This window comes from Sphingomonas telluris (assembly GCF_022568775.1).
Lineage (GTDB): Bacteria > Pseudomonadota > Alphaproteobacteria > Sphingomonadales > Sphingomonadaceae > Sphingomicrobium > Sphingomicrobium telluris.
On sequence record NZ_JAKZHW010000001.1, the window covers coordinates 416061 to 438406 of the forward strand.

A 22346-nucleotide genomic window follows, 5' to 3' on the forward strand; every position below is an offset into this window, starting at 1 on the left:
GGACGGGCTTTTTGCAAGGTCAGCAGTTGGATCCCTAAGGCCTTGAAGCCGTGGTTGTTTTGGCGCGCGCTCCTGGTGAATCGCCGATGCCGGCAAACTTGTTGTCAGGCCGGTCGACCGGCTCCACTTCATCCGGTACGGAGCGTATGCTCCATGCTCGACGCGATCGACCGAGGCGAGAACCCAACGGTGCTCGGGGACGGGTCGGAAGCGTTCGACTTCGTCGCGGTCGAGGATTGCGGGCTGGCGAACGTGCGGGCGATGCAGGCCGATGCGACCGACCGCTTCTACAATGTCGGCACCGGGCGGCGCACGTCGCTGAAAGAGCTTGCCGAGCTTCTGATCGAGCTCACCGGCACGACCCGCCAGGTCCAGTACGCACCGCGAAGCTCCGCGACCCTGGTTCGCAACCGCATCGGCTGCCCGAAGCGCGCGGCCGATGAGATCGGCTTTGTCGCCGAAGTGCCGCTCCGTGAGGGCCTGCAGCGGCTCATCGCCTGGCGGGCATCGCACAAGGGGGAGGTGGACGCGCGGCGCCAGGCGGCGGCTGCATGAAGGCTGCGCCGGAGCGGCTATTCGCGAGGGACGTGCCGTTCCGCGATGGTATCTGGGATGCTTCCCATGCCGGCGACCACGCCGAGGAAGTGCAGACCAAGGCGGCCTTCTCGGAAAAATGGGGCTCGCTGGAGCAGGATCCGGAGGACACCGAGGGCTGGAAGCAGTTCCAGTACGAATGGTACCTGCGCTGCTACGGCTATGCGAACGAAGCCGAGTTCGCAGACTTCCTGCGCAGCCGCAGGGTGATCCTCGATGCGGGCTGCGGGCCGGGATACAAAGCCGCCTGGTTCGCTCGGCTGGCGCCGGATACGACCGTCGTCGCGATGGACCTCACCGACGCGGCAGTGCTCGCCGGAAAGCGCTACGGGCATCTGCCGAACCTCATCGCGGTGCAGGGCGACATCGCCACTACGCCGTTCGCGGATGGCGTATTCGACTTCATCAGCTGCGACCAGGTGCTTCACCACACCAAGTCCCCGCCGGACACGGTCGAGGAGTTCGCGCGGATCCTGGCGGCCGCCGGCAACCTCAACACCTACGTCTATGCGAAGAAGGCGCTGCCTCGCGAGCTGCTCGACGAGCATCTCCGCAGCTATTCGCAGCAGCTCTCCAAGGACGAAATCTGGGCGCTGGCGGACCAGCTGACACAGCTTGGGAAGACCCTGTCGGAGCTGAATGCCGAGATAGAGGTCCCAGACATGCCCGCTCTCGGCATCAAGGGCGGGAGGCAAGACCTGCAGCGCTTTATCTACTGGAATTTCGTGAAGTGCTTCTGGAACCCCGAGCATGGGTTCGAAGCGTCGAAGATGATCAACTTCGACTGGTACTCGCCGTCGCTGGCGTTTCGGTATTCGCGCGAGGAGTTCGTCGACATGCTCGCCGGCGCAGGCTTTCGGCCCGAGTTCCTGCACTCCGAAGAAGCGTGCCACACGGGCCGGTTCGTGAAGTAACGGCAATGTGCGGAATCGCGGGCCTCGTTCATTTCGACCAATCGCCGGTGTCCCCCGCGGTGCTGCAGCGCATGTCGGACGCCGTGGCCCATCGCGGCCCCGACGGCGAGGGCTTTTGGACGGAAGGCAATATCGGGTTCGCGCACAGGCGGCTGGCCATCATCGATCTGTCGCCCGCCGGGCATCAGCCGATGCTCAGCGCCGATCACCGCTACGTGCTCAGCTACAACGGCGAGATCTACAATTTCCGGGAGTTGCGGGCGGAGCTCGAGGCGGCGGGATACTGGTTCCGGTCGAAGACGGATTCCGAGGTGCTGCTCTACGCATTGGCGGAGTGGGGGACGAAGGCGTTCGACCGGCTGAACGGCATGTTCGCGCTGGCCTTCTGGGACCGGAAGACCCGCCAGTTGCTGCTTGCTCGCGACCGCTACGGGATCAAGCCACTCTACATTGCACGGTTCGGAAGCAGCCTTGCATTCGGGTCGGAGCAGAAGGCGATCACGGCCGTGCCGGGGTTCACTGTCCGGCCTGATCGCAAGGCGCTTCGGGAATACTTCACCTTTCAGAACATTTTTACCGATCGAACACTTGTCGAGGGAGTGCGCCTGCTTCCGGCAGGCCATTTCGCGGTGCTCGACCTGCGGGACGGCGAGCCGGAGTTGCAGCACACGCAGTATTGGGATTTCGACTTCCGGGAGCCCGATCATCCGACGGACGCGGCGGAATATCGCGAAGAACTAGACCGACTTTTTCAGCAGGCCGTGACCAGGCAGCTGGTCACCGATGTCGAACTTGGCAGCTATCTCTCAGGCGGCATGGACTCCGGGTCGATCACCGCGGTCGCGGCGAAGTCCTTCCCCTACCTGAAGACCTTCACCTGCGGATTCGACCTGTCGTCAGCATCGGGCATCGAGCTCGGTTTCGACGAGCGCGCCAAGGCGGAGGCCATGTCCTACCGCTTCAAGACCGAGCATTACGAGATGGTGTTGAAGGCCGGCGACATGGAGCGGGCGATGCCGTCGCTCGCCTGGCATCTGGAAGAGCCGCGCGTCGGGCAGAGCTATCCGAACTTCTATGCCGCCAAGCTCGCAAGCCGTTTCGTGAAAGTGGTGCTGAGCGGCGCCGGCGGCGACGAGCTCTTCGGCGGCTATCCGTGGCGCTACTACCGCGCGGTCGTGAACGACAGCTTCGACGACTATGTTCGCAAATACTACGGCTTCTGGCAGCGGTTGGTAGACGATGACCGGCTCGATCGATTGTTCCGGCCCATCGCCGGCGACGTCGACGACGTCGATACTAGGGCGATCTTCCGAAACGTCTTCGCCAACAATGGCGAGGGGCCGCGCGGGCCCGAGGATTACATCAACCACTCGCTCTACTTCGAGGCGAAGACCTTCCTCCACGGACTCTTGGTCGTCGAGGACAAGCTCAGCATGGCGCACAGCCTGGAAAGCCGAGTGCCCTTCCTCGACAACGACCTCGTCGAGTTTGCCATGCGCTGCCCGGTGAAGCTGAAGCTCAACAACCTCTCGGAGGTCGTGCGGCTCAACGAGAACGAGCCCGGGGGCAAGCAGAACCGCTTCTTCCAGAAGACGAAGGACGGGAAGCAGATCCTGCGCGACGTAATGGCGAACTACGTGCCGACGGAGATCGTCGAAGCGGAAAAGCAGGGATTCTCGGCCCCGGACGCGAGCTGGTTCAAGGGCGACAGCATCGATTTCGTGCGGAGGACGCTGCTCGACAAGAGCGCGCCGCTCTACGACTATCTCGATTACGGAGAGGCCAGCAGCATCGTCGAGGAGCACGTCGAGGGCAAGCACAACAACCGCCTCGCCATCTGGTCGCTGCTCAACGCCAATCAATGGCTTTCTCACTACGCAGGATGACGGCGATGATCCGTCTCTGGATCGGCTGGAGATCATGAGCTCCACCGCCTCCGCTAATCCCGAACTGGCCGCAGAAGGGGGAACAAACGCGGGCTCGCTAGGTTGAAATAGTAAGCAAGCTTATTATATGCAGGCCTATGGAAAACCTGCCCTACGAGATTGCTGAGACGGCGCATGCGATGCGGCGGTCGTTCGACCGACGCGCAGCGACGCTCGGTGTCACGCGTGCACAGTGGAAGGTGCTCTTTCGCCTCACTCGCACGCCGGGCCTCCGGCAAGTCGAGCTGGCCGACATGCTCGATGTCGAGCCGATCACGCTGAGCCGCATCATCGACCGCCTCGAAGAGGCCGGTCACGTCGAAAGAACGCCCGATCCGGCCGATCGCCGGGCCTGGCGACTTCAGGTTACCGCGCAGGCACAGCCGCTCGTCGAGAAGCTGCGCGAGCTGGCGGAGCAACTCGTCGCCGAGGCCTTTGCCGACATTAATCCCAGCGACCTCAATGTGATGCGAGGAACGCTCAGCAAGATCCGAGAGAATCTGTGCGCCGCCGAGGCGGTGAAAAAGGCAGCGAACCAATGAACGAGATCAGATCCGAGAAGATGAAGGGATCCCAGGTCGAAACGCCTGAGGACGTTTCGCAGGTCGCCAACGACGTCGTCGTCGAAAAGCCGCGCCGCTCGTACGTGCGCATCGCAATGATGCTGATCGTCCCGCTGCTGGTAGTGGGCGCCATCCTTTATTACTTCTTTGCGGGCGCCGGATCGGTGTCGACCGACAATGCGGCCGTGAAGCAGGACATCGTTTCCGTCAGCGCGCAGGTGAACGGGCCGATTATCGATGTGCGCGTGAAGAACGGCGATCGCGTCAAACGTGGCGACCTCCTCTTCCGCATCGATCCCGAGCCCTATCGCGTCGCGCTGGAGCAGGCGCAGGCACAGCTCGCCGCGGCCAAGCTATCCACAACGCAGCTGCGGACTCAGGCCGCGGGTACGGGCGCCGACATCACAGGCGCCGCCGCCAACCTGAAGATCCAGCAGAACGCCTTCGCCCGTCAGGCGGCGCTCCTGAAGCAGGGCTTCACGACACGCGCGGACTACGAGGACGCGATGAACGAGGTTCGCACGGCCGAGACCCAGCTTGCCGATGCGCGGGCCCGTGCGAACAACGCTCACGCGGCAATCGCTCCGGGTGAGCAGCCGTCGATCGCGCAGGCTCAGGCGGCCATCGACAAGGCGCGCCTCGACCTTTGGCGCACCGAAGTGCGCGCACCCATGGACGGTCAGGTCGCCAACGCCGACCGCCTCCAGGTGGGCCAGATGGCTGTGACGGGGCTGGGCATGGTGTCCGTCGTCCACGACAACAACACCTGGGTCGAAGCCAACTTCAAGGAGAAGGACGTCGGCACGATGGTTCCGGGCCAGAAGGCCAAGATCGAGATCGACGCCTATCCGGGCATCGACTTCCCGGCGCACGTGCAGAGCGTCGGCGCGGGGACGGGCAGCGAGTTCGCGATCCTTCCGGCGCAGAACGCCAACGGAAACTGGGTGAAGGTCACGCAGCGCGTGCCGGTGCGGATAGCCTTCGACGGCGACCCAAAGAAGCCGATGATCGCCGGCCTGTCGTCCACGGTGACCGTCTACCTGGACAAGTAGGACCCGGCATTGGCCGACACGCCAGCAAACGTAGCCAGTCATCCGCTTCCTCCTGCGGAACGGATCATCGTCACCGTCGGCGTGATGATGGCCGTTCTGCTGCAGGTGCTCGACACGACGATCGCCAACGTCGCGCTGCCGCACATGCAGGCCAGCCTCAGCGCGACGCAGGAAAGCATCAACTGGGTGCTGACCAGCTACATCGTCGCGTCCGCCATCGCCTTGCCGATCAGCGGCTGGCTGGCGGACCGGGTCGGGCGCAAGCGGCTGCTGCTTATCAGCGTCGTCGGCTTCACCGTCGCCTCGGTGCTGTGCGCGATGGCGACATCGCTGACGGAGATGGTCATCTTCCGCGCGCTTCAGGGCGTCAGCGGTGCGTTCATCGTTCCGCTTGCGCAGGCCACGCTCTTCGACATCAATCCGCGTGAGAAGCACGGGCAGGCGATGGCCCTGTTCGGCGGCGGCGTGATGATCGGCCCGATCCTCGGACCCGTGCTCGGCGGCTGGCTGACCGACAATTACAACTGGCGCTGGGTCTTCCTCGTCAACCTGCCGGTTGGGATCATCTGCACCTTCGTCATGCTGCGCTACATGCCCAAGACGGAGACACTGAAGCGCAGCTTCGACATCTTTGGCTTCGCGCTCCTCGCGATCGCCCTCGGCGCCTTGCAGATGTTTCTGGACCGCGGCGAGCAGAAGGATTGGCTGCAGAGCTGGGAGATCATCATCGAGCTCGGGCTCGCCGTGTCCGCCGCCTGGATGTTCGTGGTCCACATCGCGACGGCAAAGAACCCCTTGTTCGAGCGCTCGATGTTCGCGGACCGCAATTTCTCGACGGGCCTTCTGTTCATGGCGGTAACGGGCGTCCTGCTTCTTGCGGGCCTCGCCCTGCTGCCTCCGCTGCTTCAGAACCTCTACGGCTATTCGGTGCTGCAGTCGGGCTTCCTGACCGCGCCGCGCGGCGTCGGCACGCTCATCTCCATGCTGCTCGCGGGCCGATTGGTCGGCAAGATCGATTCCCGAGTGCTGGTGGGCATCGGCGTGACGCTGATGGGCGTCTCGCTGTGGATGATGACGGGCTTTGCCATCGACCAGCCGTCGCGGCCGGTCATCATGAGCGGCGTCGTCCAGGGCCTGGGTCTTGGCCTAATCTTCGTGCCCCTTCAGAGCCTCGCGTTCGAGACGCTTGCTCCGAAGATGCGCACGACCGCGGCGGCGCTGCTCAACCTGTCGCGGAACATCGGCGGCTCCGTGGGCATTTCGGTCGTCAGCGCGCAGCTCGTGCGTATGACGCAGGTCGCACACGCCGACATCGCTAGCCACGTCACCGACCAGACCATTCCGACGGCCGACCCCACTTTGCTGCAGACGATCGCGCCTCAGGGGGACGTCGCCCTCGCGATCATGAACGCGGAAGTCACGCGGCAGGCCTTGTTCATTGCCTATCTCGACGACTTCAAGCTGATGATGCTGGTGACGTTCGCGGTCCTGCCGCTGTTGCTTCTCATGAAGCGGGGCCAGCAGGGCGGCGGCGGCCCGCCGGTCGCGATGGACTAATTCGGGTAGAGCGCCAGGGCGTTCGCGAGATCCGCGATGAGGTCATCCGGATCCTCGAGACCGACGTGCAGCCGGACCAGCGGTCCGCCGTAATCCCGGTTCGTGACCGTCCGTAGCGAGTCGACGTCCGCCGGAACGGCCAGGCTCTCGAACCCGCCCCAGCTGTAGCCGATGCCGAACAGCTCCAGCCGCTCGATCAGGCGGTCGCGCGCAGCCTCGTCGCCTCCGACCAGCGAGAATGCGAACAGTCCGGACGCGCCGGTGAAATCCCGTTTCCAGAATTGGTGACCCGGGTTTTCGCCCAAGGCCGGATGGAGGATGTGTCCGACCTGCGGCTGGTGCTGCAGCCAATGCGCGATCTTCATCGCTCCGAGCTCGTGCTGGCGAAGGCGCACTCCGAGGGTCCGCAGCCCACGCGCTGCGAGATACGCGTCGTCGGGGCTGACATATTGGCCGAAAGCGCTCGCCGTCCGGGTCAGCTGCGCCCAACGAGAAGGCGCTGCCGTAACCGACCCCATCATCAAGTCGGAATGGCCGGAAATATATTTGCTGACCGAGATGATGGACAGGTCGACGCCCTTGCCGATCGCCTGGAAGAACAGCGGTGTCGCCCAGGTGTTGTCGATCAATGTGGTCAGGCCGCGCGCCTTCGCCACGGCGCAAATGCCGGGCACATCCTGGACCTCGAAGGTCAGCGAACCGGGGCTCTCCAGAAAGATCGCGCGCGTATTATCCGAAATCAGGCCCTCAACCTGCTCCGGAGTAGCGAGTGCATCGTAATAGCGGGTAGCGATGCCGAGCCGCTTCAGTTCGCGATCACAGAAATGGCGCGTCGGCTCATAGACGCTGTCGACCATCAGCAACTCGTCGCCGGGCGAGAGGACGCTCGTCAGGGCGATCGCCACCGCTGCCGATCCGGACGGGAACAGCCGCGTGCCGGCCGCTCCGGGCTCGAGCTCCGTCAGTGCCTCGGCCAGCGCCCATTGGGTCCAGGTTCCGTGGCGCCCGTAGCTTGGCCGGCCGTCCTTGGGCGGATAGGCGGCGTGCATGTCCGCAATGCTATCGAACAGGACCGTCGAGGTGCGCGACACGGGAATGTTGACCATCCCGCGAAGCCAGTCCTTGCGCCGACCGGCTTCAACGAGTTTCGTGTCGGGGTGCTTGGGCCGATCGTCGCTCATTGCGACAAGCCTAGCGCAACGATGTTCGCGAGGGGAAGAGAGGGTGCCGGATCATATTGCCGTCAGGGTTACGCCGCGTTCGGCGAAGCCGGGGCTTGGCGCATGGCGGACTGGCGCCGACGGTCGCGAAGAGCTCGAAATTCGGGTGGCAGAAGCTCCTGCGGATGGAGCGGCGAACGAAGCCGTGCTGCGGCTGCTTGCGAACGCGCTTGGGATCAGCCGTTCGGAACTGTCGATAATTTCTGGCCAGACCAGTCGTCACAAGCGCCTGTCGATCCCATTTGAGGCGAAAGAAGCGCGCCGCCGCCTGAGCGGCTGAAAAAGGAGAACGCCCATGTTTGGAATCCCCAAGAGGCAGCTCGGCCGCAACGGTCCGGAGGTTTCGGCCATCGGCCTCGGCTGCATGGGCATGAGCGAATTCTACGGCTCGGGCAGCGAAGAGGAATCGATCGCTACGATCCATCACGCGATCGAACGAGGCGTGACCTTCCTAGACACCGCAGACATGTATGGCGTCGGAAAGAACGAGGAGCTGGTCGGCCGCGCAATCCGCGACCGCCGCGACCAGGTCTTCCTCGCCACCAAGTTCGGCAACGTGCGTGGGCCGCAAGGCGAGTTCCTGGGCGTGAAGGGCGACCCGGAATATGTACGCTCCGCGTGCGAGGCGAGCCTGAAGCGTCTCGGCGTCGAAACCATCGATCTTTACTACCAGCACCGCGTCGATCCGAACGTGCCGATCGAGGATACGGTCGGTGAAATGGCGCGCCTGAAGGAGGAGGGGAAGGTCCGCTTCCTCGGCCTCAGCGAGGCGGCGCCCCACACGATCCGGAAGGCGCATGAGACGCATCCGATCTCGGCCGTGCAGACGGAGCTATCCCTCTGGAGCCGCGATGCGGAGGCGGAGGTGCTTCCGACGGTCCGCGAACTGGGCATCGGGTATGTCGCATATTCGCCGCTTGGCCGTGGGTTCCTGACCGGTCAGATCAAGTCGCCCGATGATTTCCCCGATGACGATTTCCGTCGCTTCCATCCGCGTTTCACCGGCGAGAATTTCGCGAAGAACATCGCGCTGGTCCGAGAGGTCGAGGCGATGGCGCGCGAGAAGGGCTGCACGACAGCGCAACTCGCGCTGGCCTGGGTGTTGGCGCAGGGCGAGGACGTCGTCCCGATCCCGGGCACCAAGCACGTCCGCTATCTCGACGAGAATATTGGCGCGCTCGAGGTTCGCCTCACTGATGAAGACCTGCAGCGCCTCGATGCCATCCTCCCGCCGGGAGCGGCGGCGGGCGAGCGCTATCATGAGCGCGGCATGGAGACGGTGAACCTCTAGGGCGTCGGTATCGGACGATCGTCAGGGAGCGACGACAACCGTTCCTCCTTTGACGACCAGTCTGACGTTGCGGACTGTGGTAACGTCGCGGGTCGGATCGCCTTCCACGGCGACGAGATCGGCGAGAAGCCCGGGGCGGATTGCTCCGCGGTCGGTTAGATGGAAGATGCGGGCGTTGCCGGAGGTGGCGGAGATGAGGACGTCCGCTGCGGGCATTCCGGTGCGCTGCATGGCGTCCATCTCCAGCCAGTTCTGGCCGTGCGTGTAAACGCCAACGTCGCCGCCCATGCAGATCGCAACGCCTTCCTTTCTCGCCAGCTGGAGTGAGCGGCGGTTTTCCTGGACGCTTTCAGGCGCCGGCTCCCGGCCGTCCCATTTCTCGAAATATCGGGCATAGGCCTCGGAGGCGGCGAGGGTCGCGCATAGCGCTACGCCGCGCTGCTTCATGAGGCGGAAGACCTCGACGGTCCCGCCGTAGCCATGCTCGATCGTGTCGGCGCCGGCGCGGACTGCGCGTCGCATTCCTTCTGGCGTCGTAGCGTGGACCGCGACTTCGCGTCCGGCGTCGTGGGCGGCAGCAACGCCTGCGTCGAGCTCCGACTGCGACAGCGTTGCCAGCGTCGGCTCGCCTTTGCCCCAGTGATAGTCGGCGTAGAATTTGACGACCGTCGCGCCGCCGGCGATCTGGTCGCGAACCGCACGGATCGTCTCGTCGACCCCCGCGACTTCCTGCGCTCCCTGCGGGATGGCCACGCCAGCTTCGAAGCCCTTCGGTCCGTAGGCGCCGCGCGCGACGATGGCCTTGGTGGCGACGAGCAGGCGAGGGCCGGGGACGATGCCCTCATCGATCGCCTTCTTCAGTCCTGCGTCGGCAAAGCCCGCGCCCTCGGTGCCGAGGTCGCGCTCGGTCGTGAAGCCAGCTTTCAGCGTCTTTTCGGCGTGGACGACGGCCCGGGCGGTGCGCAGCGCCAGCGGTTCGTGGAGGACCTGGTCGTCCCAGAGCGTCTCGTTGTACGGGTGAAGGAAGAGGTGCGAATGTCCCTCGATCATGCCCGGCATGAGGGTCATCCCAGGAAGCTCGATGACACGTGCTCCGGGCTGAGCCGTCACCGAGGGGCCCGCGGCCGCAATGCGGTCTCCTTCGATGAGCACCGACCAGTTTTCATGAGGCCGTGGATCGACGCCGTCGAACACGCGCGCGGGCTTCAGGACCAACGTCTCGGCGAGGGCCGGGGATGTGGCGGCGACCAGCGCGAGAGCGAGCAGGCGTCCGATCATCTGCGTTTCAGTACCCAGTCCAAGCCATTGCCGACAAGCTGGAGGAACCAGGGGTCCGAGTAGCTTTCCACCGTATGGCCCATGGCCGTGTAAAAGACCCGGCCCTCGTTGATCTGGCGCGTCCAGGCCATCGGGTTGGGGTTGGTGTCCTTCTCCCCAATCGTCGCGGGATCGAGCGTGACCAGCACTTTCGAGATTGGGTCGTAGTCGTCGAAATAATACCATTCGTCGGTGCGTTGGATCGAGCGGGTCAGGCCACGAACCGCCGGATCTGACGGGGCGACCACGGTAACCGTTCCCTTCGGAGTCCCCGCTGGATGCCGAGCGAAATGAGCACCGATCAGCCGCGTGTACCACGGCCAATTGTAGTGGGAGTCGGCTGCAGCGTGGATGGCAACGATCCCGCCGCCTTGCCGGACGAACTGCTGCAAGGCGGTGCGGCGATCGCCGACCAGCCATTCGGACGCCGGATTCTTGGGATCGGTGGTGCAGCTCAGCAGGACGATGGCCCGGAACCGCTTGAGGCTGGAGGCCGAGAAGACCTGCGGGTCCTCGCTCGCGACGACCTGAAGGCCTCGCCGCGCCGCCATCCCACTGACGGCCTTGATGCCCGCCGGAATGGAATCGTGCCGGAAACCGGTGGTGCCCGAATAGATGAGGATGGCCCCGCCACGTGCGGGTGCCGGAGCCGCCGCCGCCGGAGCCGCGACGAGCATGGCGATCAGGAACAGGATCAGGTGACGCATGGCGGCCAGCCTATGCGCAAAACCGCAGCATCGCCAAGCAGACGATAGCGGAGTTAAGCGTCGTGGCTAAGGATTTGCCCGGATGCTCATTGTTGTTGGCTCGCACTAACCTTGAAGCCTCGCTTTAGGAGGAGGGGGGCGCGTGGCTCACGCCGCTTCGGTTGGTTCGACGATGCATCTTGCGGTCGGGGGCAATCCCGAGGCGATGAGGAATGTCGTCTCGATACGTCGCACGGCGTTCGCGGAGAGCAATGCTCCGCTGCCTCACGGCGAACGTGCAAAGCAAATAATGGCAGCGCATCCGGAAGTGCGAACCCTCTTCAAGCCCGACGCATGGTCGGCGCTATGGACGGTTCTGCTGGTCGCACTGCAAGTGGCGATTGCGATCACGCTGGCCGTCCTCGACGCGCCTTGGTGGGCGATCCTCGTTGTGGCCTATGTAATCGGCGCCTTCGCCAATCATGCGCTGTTCGTGCTGATCCACGACTATTCGCACAACGTGGTCTTCAGGACCGCCAGGGCTAATCGGCTGGGAGCGATCTTCGCCAATGTCGCGATCGTGTTTCCAGCAGCCATCGGCTTTCGCAACTACCACCTGATGCATCACAAATATCTCGGCATCCCGGGACTCGACGGTGACGTGCCGACGTCGAAGGAAGCGCGCTGGGTCGGCAACAGCTGGTGGCGCAAGACCGTGTGGCTCAGCATGTTCTGGGCGGTGCAGGCGCTGCTCCGGCCTACGACCGTGAAGGCGATGCGCACCATCGACGGCTGGGTGCTGTTCAACGCCGCCGCGATGGCGGCCGCGATGGCGCCGATCCTCTGGCTCTTCGGCTGGTGGCCTGTCGCCTACCTGTTCAGCTCGACGGTCTTCTCATTGGGCGTCCACCCCGTCGGCGCTCGCTGGATCCAGGAGCATTACGTCTTCCGCGAGGACCAGGAGACCTATTCCTACTACGGTCCGCTGAACAGGCTGTCGTTCAACATGGGCTATCACAACGAGCACCACGATTTTCCGCACGTGCCGTGGTCACGCCTGCCGGCAATTCGCGCAGCGGCTCCGGAATTTTACGACCATCTCTACCATCATAGGTCATGGACGAAGCTGCTCTTCCACGTTCTGTTCAGCCCGCAGTTCGGGCTACACAACCGCATCGTAAGGCCGATGCCCGAGCGCATGAAGGATGTGGTCGCCGCATAACGGGACAGCGCGGCGCAAGTCCGATTTTCCCCCATTGCGCACATTCGAAACTTCGGCAAAACTAAATCACTGAAGAGAAGGGCGGGTTGTCGCCTCCGCCTGGGCGAGGTTTCCTCGTCAATGGGTGTCGAGGGCAAGCGCGATGATCAACCAACCGTTCGTCGATTTCTACTCAGTTCTACGCGTCAAGCCCAGTTGCGACGCCAAGGCACTGGAATGCGCCTATCACGACCTGCTGAAGATGTATCATCCCGACCACGGAGGCACGGTTGATACGGACAAGTTCAACAGGATTATTGAGGCGTACCGAGTCCTTCGCAATCCCGACAAGCGTGCCGAGTACGATCTTCTCCATTCGCAAAATAATCCGGACGAATGGGAATTTTCCGCGCAGGGAGACGAGGACGACCTAGACGTACGAAGCGCTCTCACTGACGCAGACGATCATGCGAGAATGCTTATGTTCCTTTACAAGAAGCGGCGGGAGAACGCTCAGAACGCGGGCGTAGTCGGATTTTATATTCAAAAGCTGTTGAACTGCTCCGATGATACTTTTGAATTTCATAAGTGGTATTTGAAGGAAAAGGGGTTCATCGTGGTCACCGAGCATGGAACGCTCGCGATCACCATCGAAGGGATCGACCACGTCATCTCCATTTCCCGGAGCACGCGAGCGGAGAAACTGATGATCGCGAAGTCGAGCCCGGAGGAACCGGGCGAAGCGCAAGCCTAGCTTTCGACAAGACTCATGCAGGTGACGCCGGCTTCGGCCTTCTGAAGCTCCGAGACGTCGATTTCCACGACCTGGAAGCCGCGATCGCGCAAGCGAGCGGCTGTCCGCGGATTTCCGGTCGGTAGAATCAGCTGGTGGCCGACGCGAAGGCAGTTCGCGCCGTTCGGTTCCTCGGCATCGACCGCCATCGGCTCGATGCCTGCGAACTGCGCAGGATCGACGCTATCGGGCGCGAACAGCAGGACCTGAGATCCGTTGCGGTCCGGCCCGGCCAGAGTGGCTCCCGTCTTCAGGTGCAGGCAGTCCTTCAACTTCGCCTCGACCACGTCGAAACCGGTCGGGCGCACGATGTCACGCAAGGCCGCAATCCCTTCCGCGTCGGTGCGGGTCGAAAGGCCGACGTAGAGCGTCTTGCCAATGCGTAGGACGTCGCCGCCATCGACGTGACCGCTCTCAATGCGATGCAGCTCGAAATGGGGCGCCAGGCCCTCGGCGCTCGAGCTGGTCTCCGGCGCTCGCGATGCCGCACCCGGCCGCAAGATCACTGCATGACCATCCAGGAGCAGCGCCGTGTCCTCGACGAACACGCCGTCGGGATGATGCGGAAGTTCGGGGAGGCGAATGACCTCGAAGCCCGATGCCTCGAGGGCGCTCTCATACGCTTCGTGCTGCGACGCCGCCTTCTGCGCATCGATCGGCATACGTTGAAGATGGGTCAGCTCGCATTCGGCAAGCTTCGGACTCACGGCGCGGGTGAAAGCTTTGGGCATGGCACCAGCCTAGAATCGAAAAGGGCGGCCCGGAAGCTCCGGACCGCCCTTCGCGTGACGCTCTTGGAAACGACTAGCGCTTCGAGAACTGGAACGAACGGCGTGCCTTGGCGCGGCCGTACTTCTTACGCTCGACGACGCGCGGGTCGCGGGTCAGGAAGCCTGCCTGCTTCACCGCCGTGCGGAGCGCCGGCTCGAAGCGGCTTAGCGCCTGGGCGATGCCGTGCTTCACTGCACCCGCCTGGCCCGAGAGACCGCCGCCCTTGACGGTGGCGACGACGTCGTACTGACCGGCGCGGTCGGCAACGTCGAACGGCTGGTTGATGACGAGACGCAAGGTCGGACGGGCGAAGTAGATCTCCTGATCGCGGCCGTTGACCTCGATCTTGCCGGAGCCCGGCTTCAGCCAGACGCGCGCAACGGCGTCCTTGCGGCGGCCGGTCGCATAGGCGCGGCCGTACTTGTCAAGCTGCTGCTCACGAAGCGGTGTGTCGGCCTGGGCCGGCGGCGGCGGCGTCGGAGCGGCGGCTTCGGCCGGAGCCTCGGCTGCCGGAGCCGGCTGCGCAGCCTGCTGGCCGGTCAGCTCGGCGAGATCGGAAAGAGACTGACGATTGTCGGACATTATGCGCCCACCTTGTTCTTGCGGTTCATCGCAGCGACGTCGAGCGGCTGCGGGTCCTGGCCACCGTGCGGGTGCTCGGTGCCGTTGTAGAGATGCAGAGCGCGCATCTGGTCGCGGCCCAGCGGGCCACGGGGGATCATGCGCTCGACAGCCTTCTCAAGCACGCGCTCCGGGAAACGACCCTCGAGCACCTTGCCCGCGGTCACGCCCTTGATGCCGCCGGCATAACCGGTGTGCTTGTAATAGACCTTCTGGCTGAGCTTGCGGCCCGTGAAACGGACCTTGTCAGCGTTGATCACGACCACATGGTCACCGCAATCGACGTGCGGCGTGAAGCTCGGCTTGTGCTTGCCCCGCAGGATATTGGCGATAATCGTCGCGACGCGGCCAACGACTAGTCCGTCCGCATCGATCAAATGCCACTTCTTCTCGACCTCAGCCGGCTTGGCCGACTTGGTCGTCTTCATCAGCGCCTTCATGGCGTTCGACCTTCTTTATGGATACGAAAGGCGCCACCTCATGGGGGCGCCGATGGCCGGCCTAATCGCTGCCGAGTGCCGGAAAGTCAAGCGAAACAGGGCATTTCGTAACGGGTACTATACTACCGCGCCGACTTCTTCCCGTTCTTGAGGCGCTTGCCGACGCGAGCGATCAGCTCGCCTAGATCGTCCGAGTCCACGACGCTCGCGGCCTCCTTGACCGGAAACCACTTGCGCTCGCGCTGGCCACGCTCCGGCCACTCCGTCAGTTCTTTCTCGACGGCCAGCAGGTGCACGAGGATCTCGACGTCGACTGTTCCGAACAGGCTGCGCTTCTTATGGTGGAAGCTGCCCAGGGGATCGGCGTCGATCGTTCCGCTGATGCCCGCTTCCTCAAACGCTTCCTGCGCCGCCGCATCGGCCAGCGACTTGCCCAGCATCGGCCAACCTTTGGGAATCATCCACCGACCTGAGCGGCGCCCCGTCACGAGCATGACCTCGGGCTTGCTTCCACCAGCGATACGCCAGGGCAGGGCACCGGTCTGCAGCGCCAACTTGTTTTGTCTCCTCAACGACTCGCGTCTGTCACGATCGCGATTCTCGACTCTCTGCCCACATTTTCGGACAGTCTCGTGACCAATCAGAACTCACGTCCGCTCAAGGCGTTGCTCAACAGGAGTCGGAACACATGTTAGAAGCGCGCGTGCTTCCCGTGCCAGTGAGGACTCGTGAGCCACGAAATCGAACTGAAGCTCGAACTCGATCCCAAGGATGCCCGCACGCTGGCAGACCAGGGCCTCCTTCGCGAGTCCAAGTCGCGGTCCGAACGCCTGGTCTCCGTCTACTACGACACACCCGGAGGCAAGCTTCGAAAGAACGGCTACTCCCTACGGGTAAGGTCGACGCCGGACGGCTACATCCAGACCGTCAAATCGCTCGAGAACGGCGCCGGGCTATTCTTCCGGCAAGAGTGGGAAGCTGCGGTCGACAGCATCGAGCCGCACGTGGAAGAGCTCGCGCGCACACCGGCGGGTGAAGTGGGTGCCAAGCGCCTGCGCCCGGTGGTTTCCTCAGCCGTCGACCGCACACGCTGGGACGTGCACGACCATCACAGCGAGCTGGAAGTCTCGCTGGATGACGGGGAACTTCGCGCCGACGAACGCGACCAGCCCGTGTGCGAGCTGGAAATCGAGTTGAAGAAGGGCGAGCCCGCAGCAGCTTTTCACGCCGCTCGGAAGATCGCGCATCATATCCCACTGAGGCTGGGGGTGCTGAGCAAGGCCGAGCGCGCCTTTGCGCTCGCGGACGGGCTGTTCGGCAAGCCGGCCAAGGCGGAACCCGTGCCCGTTCGCTCCGACATGAGCGTCGCCGAGGGCTTCGCCACGATCCTCCAGTCGTGCATTCGCCATTTCCGGCTGAACGAGCCGCTCGTCGCGAAAGGCCGCGATCCGGACGCCCTTCATCAGATGCGGGTGGCGATGCGGCGGCTGCGCTCTGCGCTAAGCCTGTTCCGACCCGCAGTTGCTGATGAGGAATATCCCCGGCTCCGCGAGCAATTGCGCTGGTTCGTCGGGCAACTTGGCGAGGCGAGGAACCTCGACGTCTATCTTCAGCAAGACATGCCCAAGCAGGAACGCAAGCATCTGCTGAAACTCCGCAACGAGGCCTACGACCGCGTAGTCGAGGCGCTCGACTCCAGGCGCTTCCTCCTCTTGATGATCGACCTTACCGAGTGGGCTTCGTTGGGCAAATGGCGCTTGGGCGACAAGGCGAACCGACCGCTGCCGCCTTTCGCAGAGAAACGGATCAGTCGCTTGTGGCTGAAGGTTTGCGGCCACGACAATATGTCCGCGATGCAAGACGAGGAGCGGCACCGCCTGCGGATCGAAATCAAGAAGCTGCGTTACGCTCTCGACTTCATGCAGCCGTTACACGTGCAGCACGGGCGCCGGCAGAAGCAGTTCTCCAAGCTGATCGAGGGCCTGCAGCAGTCGCTAGGACGGCTCAACGACCTCGTGACCGCGCGGAGCATTGCTGGCGCCGACGTCTCGCAGGAAGTCGACGCCAGATATGCTGACGAGCGCGCGAGATGCCTTCGCGAGGCGGGCAAGCGGCTCAACCGTTTGAAGCTGACAGGTCCATATTGGACCCAGTCACCTCGTGTCGCCGCCTGCTAGGTCCAAACCGGACCTTTGATTAAGCCGCCGAAGCTGCGGGGTTGATTATCGGGACGATCGCCGACGCACCAAGGGGGGAGTGACGGCTGGGACCGTCACAGTGAAAACTCGCGAAGACCGCCAAAAGGTGATGATCAGGGCGCGGATGCGTGTCGGCGCGACGTGGCACGACGTCTGCGTCCTGAACCTGTCGAGGCGTGGATTGGGCATTCAAGCGGCCGATCCGCCGGCGCGTGGCACCTACGTCGAGATCTGCCGCGGCAAGATCGTGATGGTCGCCCGGATCATGTGGGTAAAGGGCCACCGCGCCGGTCTCCAGTCGCAGGACCCGATCTGGGCGCAGGGCCTGATCAACGAGGCGCTGGCCGCGACCGCTCAGTCGCCGGCGAGTGCGCCGGTCGAGCGCCGCCGTGCGCCGCGCAATGTTCAGCATCGGCACGACCAGAGCCGGGTCGCCGCCCGCTCCATGGAGTTCGCCTGCGTGGCCTTGTTCGTCGCGGCTTTCGGGATCACCGCGTTCGGCGCGGTGGGCCAGGCGCTTGCAGCACCCTTTTCCCAGATCCGCGCCGCGCTCGGTACCGAAGCCGATTAGTTCGTGGCCAGTCGCTTGTCCGAGGCGAAGAGCGGAACGATCTGCCACAAGGCCGACACCCCGACGAGGATGTAGACCAGCCGGCTCACAGGCGACATTTCGCCGAAGATCGCTGCGACAAGATCGAAGCCCAAAAGCCCGACGAGGCCCCAGTTGAGTCCGCCGACGATCAGCAGGACCAGGGTGACGGTGTTCAGTACGCGCATGCTCGCATCCCTTCGAATGTGGGCGTCCGGCACGTGGGAACGCAATCGCGCCGGACGCCCGTTTGTCGATGAGAAGGTGGAGAGGCGACGGACGCGGCGCGATACGGACTTTGGCCCGTAGGTGCTTAAAGCCCGGCTTCGACTGCGATCCGGATGGCCTCGGCGGAAGTGGCTACGCCGAGCCGCTCGAGCAGGAGCGCGCGGTGCATCTTCACCGTCTTCTCGCTGATCTTCAGCTGCCATGCGATCTGCTTGTTCAGGCGCCCACCGGCCATCAGCTCCAGGACCTCGCGCTGGCGGGGCGGCAATTCGCCGACGAGGGCCGACGCCCTTGCACGGCGCTGCGAGAGCGCGTCGGGCGGACCCAAGTCGACCTGCGAACCGAGGAACCAGGCGAGGCCGCCCTCAGGATCGAACAAGGGCGTGATCATCACGCCGTTGCGGAAGGCCGAGCCGTCCTTCCGGTAATTGAGGATCTCGACGAGCACGGGCCGCTCGGCGCCGATGGCAGTGCGGATCTGATCGCTGATGATGGGATCGGTCGCCTCACCGGCGAGAAAGCGACAATTGCGGCCGACTACGTCGCCTTCGGCATAGCCCGTCAGGTCGCAGAAGGCGCCATTGACGACCTCGAGCGGATTATCCGGCCGACGAGGATTGCTGACGACCATCGCGAGCGGCGAGGCGTCGACGCTGTCGAGCAATTGCTGATGATCCAGACCGGCCAAGGGCACTCCTAAGCAGATGCAACTGACGCGCGAAGCGCGGCCGCATGATCTCTGATCAACGCCTGTGTGGAAAGATCGGTATCAAAGACGCTGTACCAGCCCTGCGGCTCGTGCGGCGGATCGCCGACGTATGAGGTGTCGCCCCGTACGAAATGCTTGTCGGGGTGCTGCGCGCGTCCTTCGCCGCCCCACGCCCAGAAGTTCGAGCCCGCGATCGGCCCGCCGCTGCGCACGCTGTCGAGCACCGCGCCGTAGATGAGCGAGTAGAAGCGGTCCTTATAGGTCGTCGCGCTCCCGGGATCGAAGCCGCCGCCGTCGCGCGGGAAACCAAACTCTTCGATGACCAAGGGTCTGTGGAGCTGCGCGGCAATGGCGACTTGCCGTGCGATGTAGTCGCGGGTCTTGGTTTCGACCGTCGGCCAGGTTCCGGCGAGGTCCTTGGGGTCTGCCCAGCTCCAGTTCTGCGGCCAGATGTGCGCGGTGACGTAGTCGATGGCAGCCGTAGAGTGCGCATCGAGGACGCAGTCGTCGCTGTCGAGGCAGCCCTGCGTTCCTTCGCTACCGGTGCAGACGAGATGGTTGGGATCCAGCGACTTGATCGCGCGGGCAGTTCCCTCGATCCAGCCGAGATATGCAGGCATGTTCTTCCGCCCTGCCTCTTCGCTGCCTCCCGGCCTCGGCTCGTTGGCGAGCTGCCATGACATGATCGCCGGGTCGTCACGGTAAAGCTGTCCGGTGACCGTGTTGCGTCGAGTAACGACGGCGCGAACATAGTCATAGTAGAGGTTGGTCGCAGCCGCGCTCTCGTAAAATTCCGAGGCCATGTCGGCGAATTCCGGCCAAGGATGCGCCGGGTCGTTCATGTTGATGTAGCGGCCGCCGTTCGTCCAATAGAGATAGGTCATCATCCCGCCCGACCATTCCCAGAAATTGGTCAGGTAGATGACCGCCCGCATGCCGCGCTTGCCCATCTCCGCCAGGGCGAAGTCGAGCCCGCGCAGAAGCGTCTCGTTGTACTCGCTCGATTGCGTCCGGAACGCCGGCGTGATGGAGTTCTTGAGCGGCGAGAGCTCGGATGACCCGAGAATACGGACGTTGGAAATGCCGAGCATCTGAAGCCGGTCGAACTCGCGCCTCAGCCGTTCGCGGTTCCCGAACGGCGTGTCGGCGCCGAGGTGTGCCGCGTACCACATGTTCGTTCCGGCGTAGCGGTACGTCTCATTGCCGAGCACGAACCGATTGTGTTCCCGGCGCACGAATTGTGGAGGTGAGGGCGGCGAGACGAGCGGCGCGGTGGCGCAGCCGGCAAGAAGTGCGGCTGAGCCCACGAGCAATTCACGGCGATTCACTGGCCCCACGATCCATCCCCTCTGTTGCGTCGCGCATGGTAGCGCTAGCGATGCCGAACGGAAGCGTATCAGTGGCGGGGAGTTCAATGGCGGAATTGCCGTTCGCGGGGGTCGAGCTCGGCGGCACCAAATGCGTCTGCACACTGGGGCGATCGCCGGATGAGATCCTGCGTCAGGAGACCGTCGCGACGACCGTGCCTGACGAGACGCTGGGGACGATCGAGGCGCTCCTCAGGGAATGGTCGCGGGACGGCATTGCTTCACTCGGCATCAACAGCTTCGGACCCGTCGATCTTGGTCCGGATTCGCCGACCTGGGGCTTCATTACGAACACAACCAAGCCGGAATGGTCGGGCACCGACGTCGCCCGCAGGCTCGCGAGCGCGGCCGGCACCAAGGTGGCGTTCGATACGGACGTGAACGGTGCCGCCCGAGCCGAAATGCGATGGGGTGCCGGACGCGGCTTCGACGATTTCGCCTACATTACGGTCGGGACCGGTATCGGCGTGGGGCTCGTCGTGAACGGCAAGCCGACGCGTGGCTTCGCCCATAGTGAGCTTGGCCATATCCGCCCGGTTCGTCTTGCGGGAGACGACTGGCCGGGCGCGTGCAGCTTTCACGGCGCCTGCGCCGAGGGCTTGGCGTCGGGCCCGGCGATCAAAGCGCGCCTTGGCTCGCGCGCCATCGCCTCGATCGCGCCCGATGATCCGGTGTGGGAAACCGTTGCGTACGCACTGGCTCAACTTTGCCACTCGATTGTCTGCGCGGCCTGCCCAATGCGCATCGCGATTGGAGGCGGGGTCATGGAGCGCCAGCCGCACCTGCTTGCACGCGTGCAGGAGATGCTGATCGAGAGCCTGAACTCTTACGTGGCCCTCCCGCGCGCCGACTACGTTGTCGCTCCTGAACTCGGCGCGCAGGCGGGGCCTATGGGGTCGATCGCACTCGCGATGGACGCCCTCGCCGCCTAGCATTTCGTGCCTTGTGAGCGCGGTCCTCCCTGCTAGGGTCGCGCCGCCATCTGGAGGGAGAGACGCATGGCGCAATCGGATACTCGTTCGGCAACCGTGACCAGCGCCTACGCGATCGTCACCTGCCTGTTCTTCGCATGGGGCTTCATCACCTCGCTGGTCGATCCTTTGGTCGCCGCGGTGAAGGGCATCTTCCAGCTGAGCGACGTCGAGGCGCAGCTGAGCGCCTCGGCATTCTTCATCGCCTATGGCGTGATGAGCTTGCCCGCCGCCGTGCTCTTGTCGCGCAGGAAGGCCGTTGGGACTGTCCTGATCGCGCTGACGCTCATGGTCGCCGGCTGCCTCATCATGCTCGCCGCGGCGAACATCGCCGTCTACGAGCTGGTGCTTCTCGGCCTGTTCGTCCTCGCGAGCGGCATCACCATCCTGCAGGTCGCGGCGAACCCGCTGGCAGCGGCCCTTGGAACGCCCGAGAAGAGCCACTTCCGCCTGACCTTCAGCCAGACTTTCAACAGCCTTGGCACGTTCATCGGCCCGTACCTCGGCGCCGCGCTTTTCCTGAAGGGCGTCGAGGTGAAGCACGGCTCCGTCATCACTGACGAGGTCCGCGCGCAATCGCTTGCCGGCATCGATCGCGCCTTCTTCTGGATCGCGGGCCTCATCATCCTCGTCGGCGTACTCATCTGGCTCGGCCGCCGCGTCATCAGCGAGTCCGCTCCTGCCGCTTCGGAAGAGACCGCGCGGCGCGGTGTAGTCGCCACTCTGAAGGACGCGGCATCGTCGCCATGGGCGCTGTTCGGCGGCCTCGCGATTTTCCTCTACGTCGGCGCCGAAGTGGCCATCGGCACGCAGATGTCCTTTTTCCTCAACAGCGATCGCGTCTGGGGCGTCCCGCTCGAAAGCGCCGCTAAGTTCGTCAGCCTCTATTGGGGCGGCGCGATGGTCGGCCGGCTCGTCGGCTCGGCGCTTCTCACCAAGGTCCCGGCGCCCAAGCTCCTTGCGGTCTTTACCGGCGTGGCCTGCGCCATGTGCCTGTACGTCTTCTCGGTAGGTGGCGTCAGCGCGGGCTATGTCGCTTTGTCGATCGGCCTGTTCAACTCGATCATGTTCCCGGTGATCTTCACGATCACGCTGGAGCGCTCGACCGCATCGGAAGAGGCAACGTCCGGCTTCCTCTGCTTCTCGATCATCGGCGGCGCAGCGATCCCGCCGCTCGTCGGCCTGGTATCGCAGAACACGGATTACGTGACCGCGCTGATCGTCCCGGCGCTCTGCTATGCGGTGCTGTGCTTCTTCGCTTTGTCGGCAGGGCGGGCACGGTTGCCGCAGTCGACGGTTGCACGGGACACGCTCGAACCGGCCGTCGTCGAGCCGTGAT

At 64.1% G+C, this 22346-nt stretch carries 24 protein-coding genes; 14 read left to right on the forward strand and 10 right to left on the reverse strand.

All coding sequences use genetic code 11. The features are described 5' to 3' along the window. Window positions 1-153: 153 nt before the first annotated feature. The 6 genes from LZ016_RS02145 (at window position 154) to LZ016_RS02170 (ending at window position 6605) form a co-directional block, all read left to right on the forward strand. Entirely contained in the window at window positions 154-555 is a 402-nt protein-coding gene (locus LZ016_RS02145; RefSeq protein ID WP_241445545.1) for an NAD-dependent epimerase/dehydratase family protein, read from the forward strand. Beyond that, entirely contained in the window at window positions 552-1508 is a 957-nt protein-coding gene (locus LZ016_RS02150) for a class I SAM-dependent methyltransferase (RefSeq protein WP_241445546.1), read from the forward strand. The genes LZ016_RS02145 and LZ016_RS02150 overlap by 4 nt, the downstream gene beginning before the upstream one ends. Before the next feature lie 5 nt (window positions 1509-1513). After that, on the forward strand, window positions 1514-3394 hold the full coding sequence (asnB, locus tag LZ016_RS02155; RefSeq protein WP_241445547.1) for an asparagine synthase (glutamine-hydrolyzing): 1881 nt from the start codon (window positions 1514-1516) through the stop codon (window positions 3392-3394). A gap of 137 nt (window positions 3395-3531) precedes the next feature. Then, the gene (locus LZ016_RS02160; RefSeq protein WP_241445548.1) at window positions 3532-3975 is read left to right on the forward strand and encodes a MarR family winged helix-turn-helix transcriptional regulator; all 444 of its coding nucleotides are present in this window, start codon (window positions 3532-3534) and stop codon (window positions 3973-3975) included. Next, window positions 3972-5048: an HlyD family secretion protein gene (locus LZ016_RS02165; RefSeq protein WP_241445549.1), complete on the forward strand. Its 1077-nt coding sequence runs from the start codon at window positions 3972-3974 to the stop codon at window positions 5046-5048. The genes LZ016_RS02160 and LZ016_RS02165 overlap by 4 nt, the downstream gene beginning before the upstream one ends. Window positions 5049-5057: 9 nt before the next feature. After that, a complete protein-coding gene (locus LZ016_RS02170; RefSeq protein ID WP_241445550.1) occupies window positions 5058-6605 on the forward strand; it encodes a DHA2 family efflux MFS transporter permease subunit in 1548 nt (515 codons plus the stop codon). Here LZ016_RS02170 and metC read toward each other — a convergent pair. After that, window positions 6602-7786, reverse strand: a complete 1185-nt coding sequence (metC, locus tag LZ016_RS02175) for a cystathionine beta-lyase (protein WP_241445551.1) — start codon at window positions 7784-7786, stop codon at window positions 6602-6604. The genes LZ016_RS02170 and metC overlap by 4 nt on opposite strands. Window positions 7787-7829: 43 nt before the next feature. Between metC and LZ016_RS02180 the strand changes: the two genes are divergently transcribed. Together LZ016_RS02180 and LZ016_RS02185 are read left to right on the forward strand one after the other, a co-directional pair. Then, on the forward strand, window positions 7830-8105 hold the full coding sequence (locus LZ016_RS02180; protein ID WP_241445553.1) for a DUF167 domain-containing protein: 276 nt from the start codon (window positions 7830-7832) through the stop codon (window positions 8103-8105). 24 nt (window positions 8106-8129) lie between these two features. After that, window positions 8130-9116 carry an aldo/keto reductase gene (locus LZ016_RS02185; protein ID WP_241447423.1) on the forward strand — a complete coding sequence of 329 codons (987 nt, stop codon included), beginning with the start codon at window positions 8130-8132 and terminating at the stop codon, window positions 9114-9116. A gap of 21 nt (window positions 9117-9137) precedes the next feature. Here LZ016_RS02185 and LZ016_RS02190 read toward each other — a convergent pair whose 3' ends face one another. Together LZ016_RS02190 and LZ016_RS02195 are read right to left on the reverse strand one after the other, a co-directional pair. Further along, window positions 9138-10394 (reverse strand): metal-dependent hydrolase family protein, encoded by a 1257-nt coding sequence (locus tag LZ016_RS02190; RefSeq protein ID WP_241445555.1) that lies wholly within the window; start codon window positions 10392-10394, stop codon window positions 9138-9140. Further along, a complete protein-coding gene (locus LZ016_RS02195) occupies window positions 10391-11140 on the reverse strand; it encodes a ThuA domain-containing protein (RefSeq protein WP_241445557.1) in 750 nt (249 codons plus the stop codon). The genes LZ016_RS02190 and LZ016_RS02195 overlap by 4 nt, the downstream gene beginning before the upstream one ends. 142 nt (window positions 11141-11282) lie before the next feature. Here LZ016_RS02195 and LZ016_RS02200 point away from each other — a divergent pair, with 142 nt between their 5' ends. Beyond that, window positions 11283-12341 (forward strand): fatty acid desaturase, encoded by a 1059-nt coding sequence (locus LZ016_RS02200; RefSeq protein ID WP_241445559.1) that lies wholly within the window; start codon window positions 11283-11285, stop codon window positions 12339-12341. Between the two features lie 142 nt (window positions 12342-12483). After that, on the forward strand, window positions 12484-13074 hold the full coding sequence (locus LZ016_RS02205) for a DnaJ domain-containing protein (protein WP_241445561.1): 591 nt from the start codon (window positions 12484-12486) through the stop codon (window positions 13072-13074). On the opposite strand, the gene LZ016_RS02210 is transcribed toward LZ016_RS02205, so the two are convergent. From LZ016_RS02210 to LZ016_RS02225, 4 genes are all read right to left on the reverse strand, one after another. Further along, window positions 13071-13844 (reverse strand): dimethylarginine dimethylaminohydrolase family protein, encoded by a 774-nt coding sequence (locus tag LZ016_RS02210; RefSeq protein WP_241445562.1) that lies wholly within the window; start codon window positions 13842-13844, stop codon window positions 13071-13073. The genes LZ016_RS02205 and LZ016_RS02210 overlap by 4 nt on opposite strands. A gap of 73 nt (window positions 13845-13917) precedes the next feature. After that, entirely contained in the window at window positions 13918-14466 is a 549-nt protein-coding gene (rpsI, locus tag LZ016_RS02215; RefSeq protein ID WP_241445563.1) for a 30S ribosomal protein S9, read from the reverse strand. Continuing rightward, the gene (gene rplM / locus LZ016_RS02220) at window positions 14466-14945 is read right to left on the reverse strand and encodes a 50S ribosomal protein L13 (RefSeq protein WP_241445564.1); all 480 of its coding nucleotides are present in this window, start codon (window positions 14943-14945) and stop codon (window positions 14466-14468) included. The genes rpsI and rplM overlap by 1 nt, the downstream gene beginning before the upstream one ends. Before the next feature lie 122 nt (window positions 14946-15067). After that, the gene (locus LZ016_RS02225) at window positions 15068-15499 is read right to left on the reverse strand and encodes an NUDIX hydrolase (RefSeq protein ID WP_241445565.1); all 432 of its coding nucleotides are present in this window, start codon (window positions 15497-15499) and stop codon (window positions 15068-15070) included. 174 nt (window positions 15500-15673) lie between these two features. Here LZ016_RS02225 and LZ016_RS02230 point away from each other — a divergent pair, with 174 nt between their 5' ends. Together LZ016_RS02230 and LZ016_RS02235 are read left to right on the forward strand one after the other, a co-directional pair. Then, window positions 15674-17122 (forward strand): CYTH and CHAD domain-containing protein, encoded by a 1449-nt coding sequence (locus tag LZ016_RS02230; protein WP_241445566.1) that lies wholly within the window; start codon window positions 15674-15676, stop codon window positions 17120-17122. A gap of 100 nt (window positions 17123-17222) precedes the next feature. After that, on the forward strand, window positions 17223-17714 hold the full coding sequence (locus LZ016_RS02235; protein WP_241445567.1) for a PilZ domain-containing protein: 492 nt from the start codon (window positions 17223-17225) through the stop codon (window positions 17712-17714). On the opposite strand, the gene LZ016_RS02240 is transcribed toward LZ016_RS02235, so the two are convergent. From LZ016_RS02240 to LZ016_RS02250, 3 genes are all read right to left on the reverse strand, one after another. Then, window positions 17711-17920, reverse strand: coding sequence for a DUF378 domain-containing protein (locus LZ016_RS02240; RefSeq protein WP_241445568.1), 210 nt, complete (start codon window positions 17918-17920; stop codon window positions 17711-17713). The two genes, LZ016_RS02235 and LZ016_RS02240, sit on opposite strands and share 4 nt — an antisense overlap. A 125-nt stretch (window positions 17921-18045) precedes the next feature. Next, on the reverse strand, window positions 18046-18648 hold the full coding sequence (locus LZ016_RS02245; RefSeq protein ID WP_366512876.1) for a LuxR C-terminal-related transcriptional regulator: 603 nt from the start codon (window positions 18646-18648) through the stop codon (window positions 18046-18048). Between the two features lie 8 nt (window positions 18649-18656). Beyond that, entirely contained in the window at window positions 18657-19997 is a 1341-nt protein-coding gene (locus tag LZ016_RS02250; RefSeq protein ID WP_241445570.1) for a glycoside hydrolase 5 family protein, read from the reverse strand. Between the two features lie 86 nt (window positions 19998-20083). On the opposite strand from LZ016_RS02250, the gene LZ016_RS02255 reads away from it, so the two are divergent. After that, window positions 20084-20968: an ROK family protein gene (locus LZ016_RS02255; RefSeq protein ID WP_241445572.1), complete on the forward strand. Its 885-nt coding sequence runs from the start codon at window positions 20084-20086 to the stop codon at window positions 20966-20968. A gap of 66 nt (window positions 20969-21034) precedes the next feature. Further along, window positions 21035-22345 (forward strand): sugar MFS transporter, encoded by a 1311-nt coding sequence (locus LZ016_RS02260; protein ID WP_241445574.1) that lies wholly within the window; start codon window positions 21035-21037, stop codon window positions 22343-22345. Window position 22346: the final 1 nt, after the last annotated feature.

Coding starts and splice junctions, on each gene's coding strand:
- LZ016_RS02255 (WP_241445572.1), top strand. CDS start 20,084: ATGGCGGAATTGCCGTTCGCGGGGGTCGAGCTCGGCGGCACCAAATGC.
- LZ016_RS02160 (WP_241445548.1), top strand. CDS start 3,532: ATGGAAAACCTGCCCTACGAGATTGCTGAGACGGCGCATGCGATGCGG.
- LZ016_RS02145 (WP_241445545.1), top strand. CDS start 154: ATGCTCGACGCGATCGACCGAGGCGAGAACCCAACGGTGCTCGGGGAC.
- LZ016_RS02240 (WP_241445568.1), bottom strand. CDS start 17,920: ATGCGCGTACTGAACACCGTCACCCTGGTCCTGCTGATCGTCGGCGGA.
- rplM (WP_241445564.1), bottom strand. CDS start 14,945: ATGAAGGCGCTGATGAAGACGACCAAGTCGGCCAAGCCGGCTGAGGTC.
- LZ016_RS02165 (WP_241445549.1), top strand. CDS start 3,972: ATGAACGAGATCAGATCCGAGAAGATGAAGGGATCCCAGGTCGAAACG.
- LZ016_RS02205 (WP_241445561.1), top strand. CDS start 12,484: ATGATCAACCAACCGTTCGTCGATTTCTACTCAGTTCTACGCGTCAAG.
- LZ016_RS02150 (WP_241445546.1), top strand. CDS start 552: ATGAAGGCTGCGCCGGAGCGGCTATTCGCGAGGGACGTGCCGTTCCGC.
- LZ016_RS02210 (WP_241445562.1), bottom strand. CDS start 13,844: ATGCCCAAAGCTTTCACCCGCGCCGTGAGTCCGAAGCTTGCCGAATGC.
- LZ016_RS02195 (WP_241445557.1), bottom strand. CDS start 11,140: ATGCGTCACCTGATCCTGTTCCTGATCGCCATGCTCGTCGCGGCTCCG.
- asnB (WP_241445547.1), top strand. CDS start 1,514: ATGTGCGGAATCGCGGGCCTCGTTCATTTCGACCAATCGCCGGTGTCC.
- metC (WP_241445551.1), bottom strand. CDS start 7,786: ATGAGCGACGATCGGCCCAAGCACCCCGACACGAAACTCGTTGAAGCC.
- LZ016_RS02190 (WP_241445555.1), bottom strand. CDS start 10,394: ATGATCGGACGCCTGCTCGCTCTCGCGCTGGTCGCCGCCACATCCCCG.
- LZ016_RS02260 (WP_241445574.1), top strand. CDS start 21,035: ATGGCGCAATCGGATACTCGTTCGGCAACCGTGACCAGCGCCTACGCG.
- rpsI (WP_241445563.1), bottom strand. CDS start 14,466: ATGTCCGACAATCGTCAGTCTCTTTCCGATCTCGCCGAGCTGACCGGC.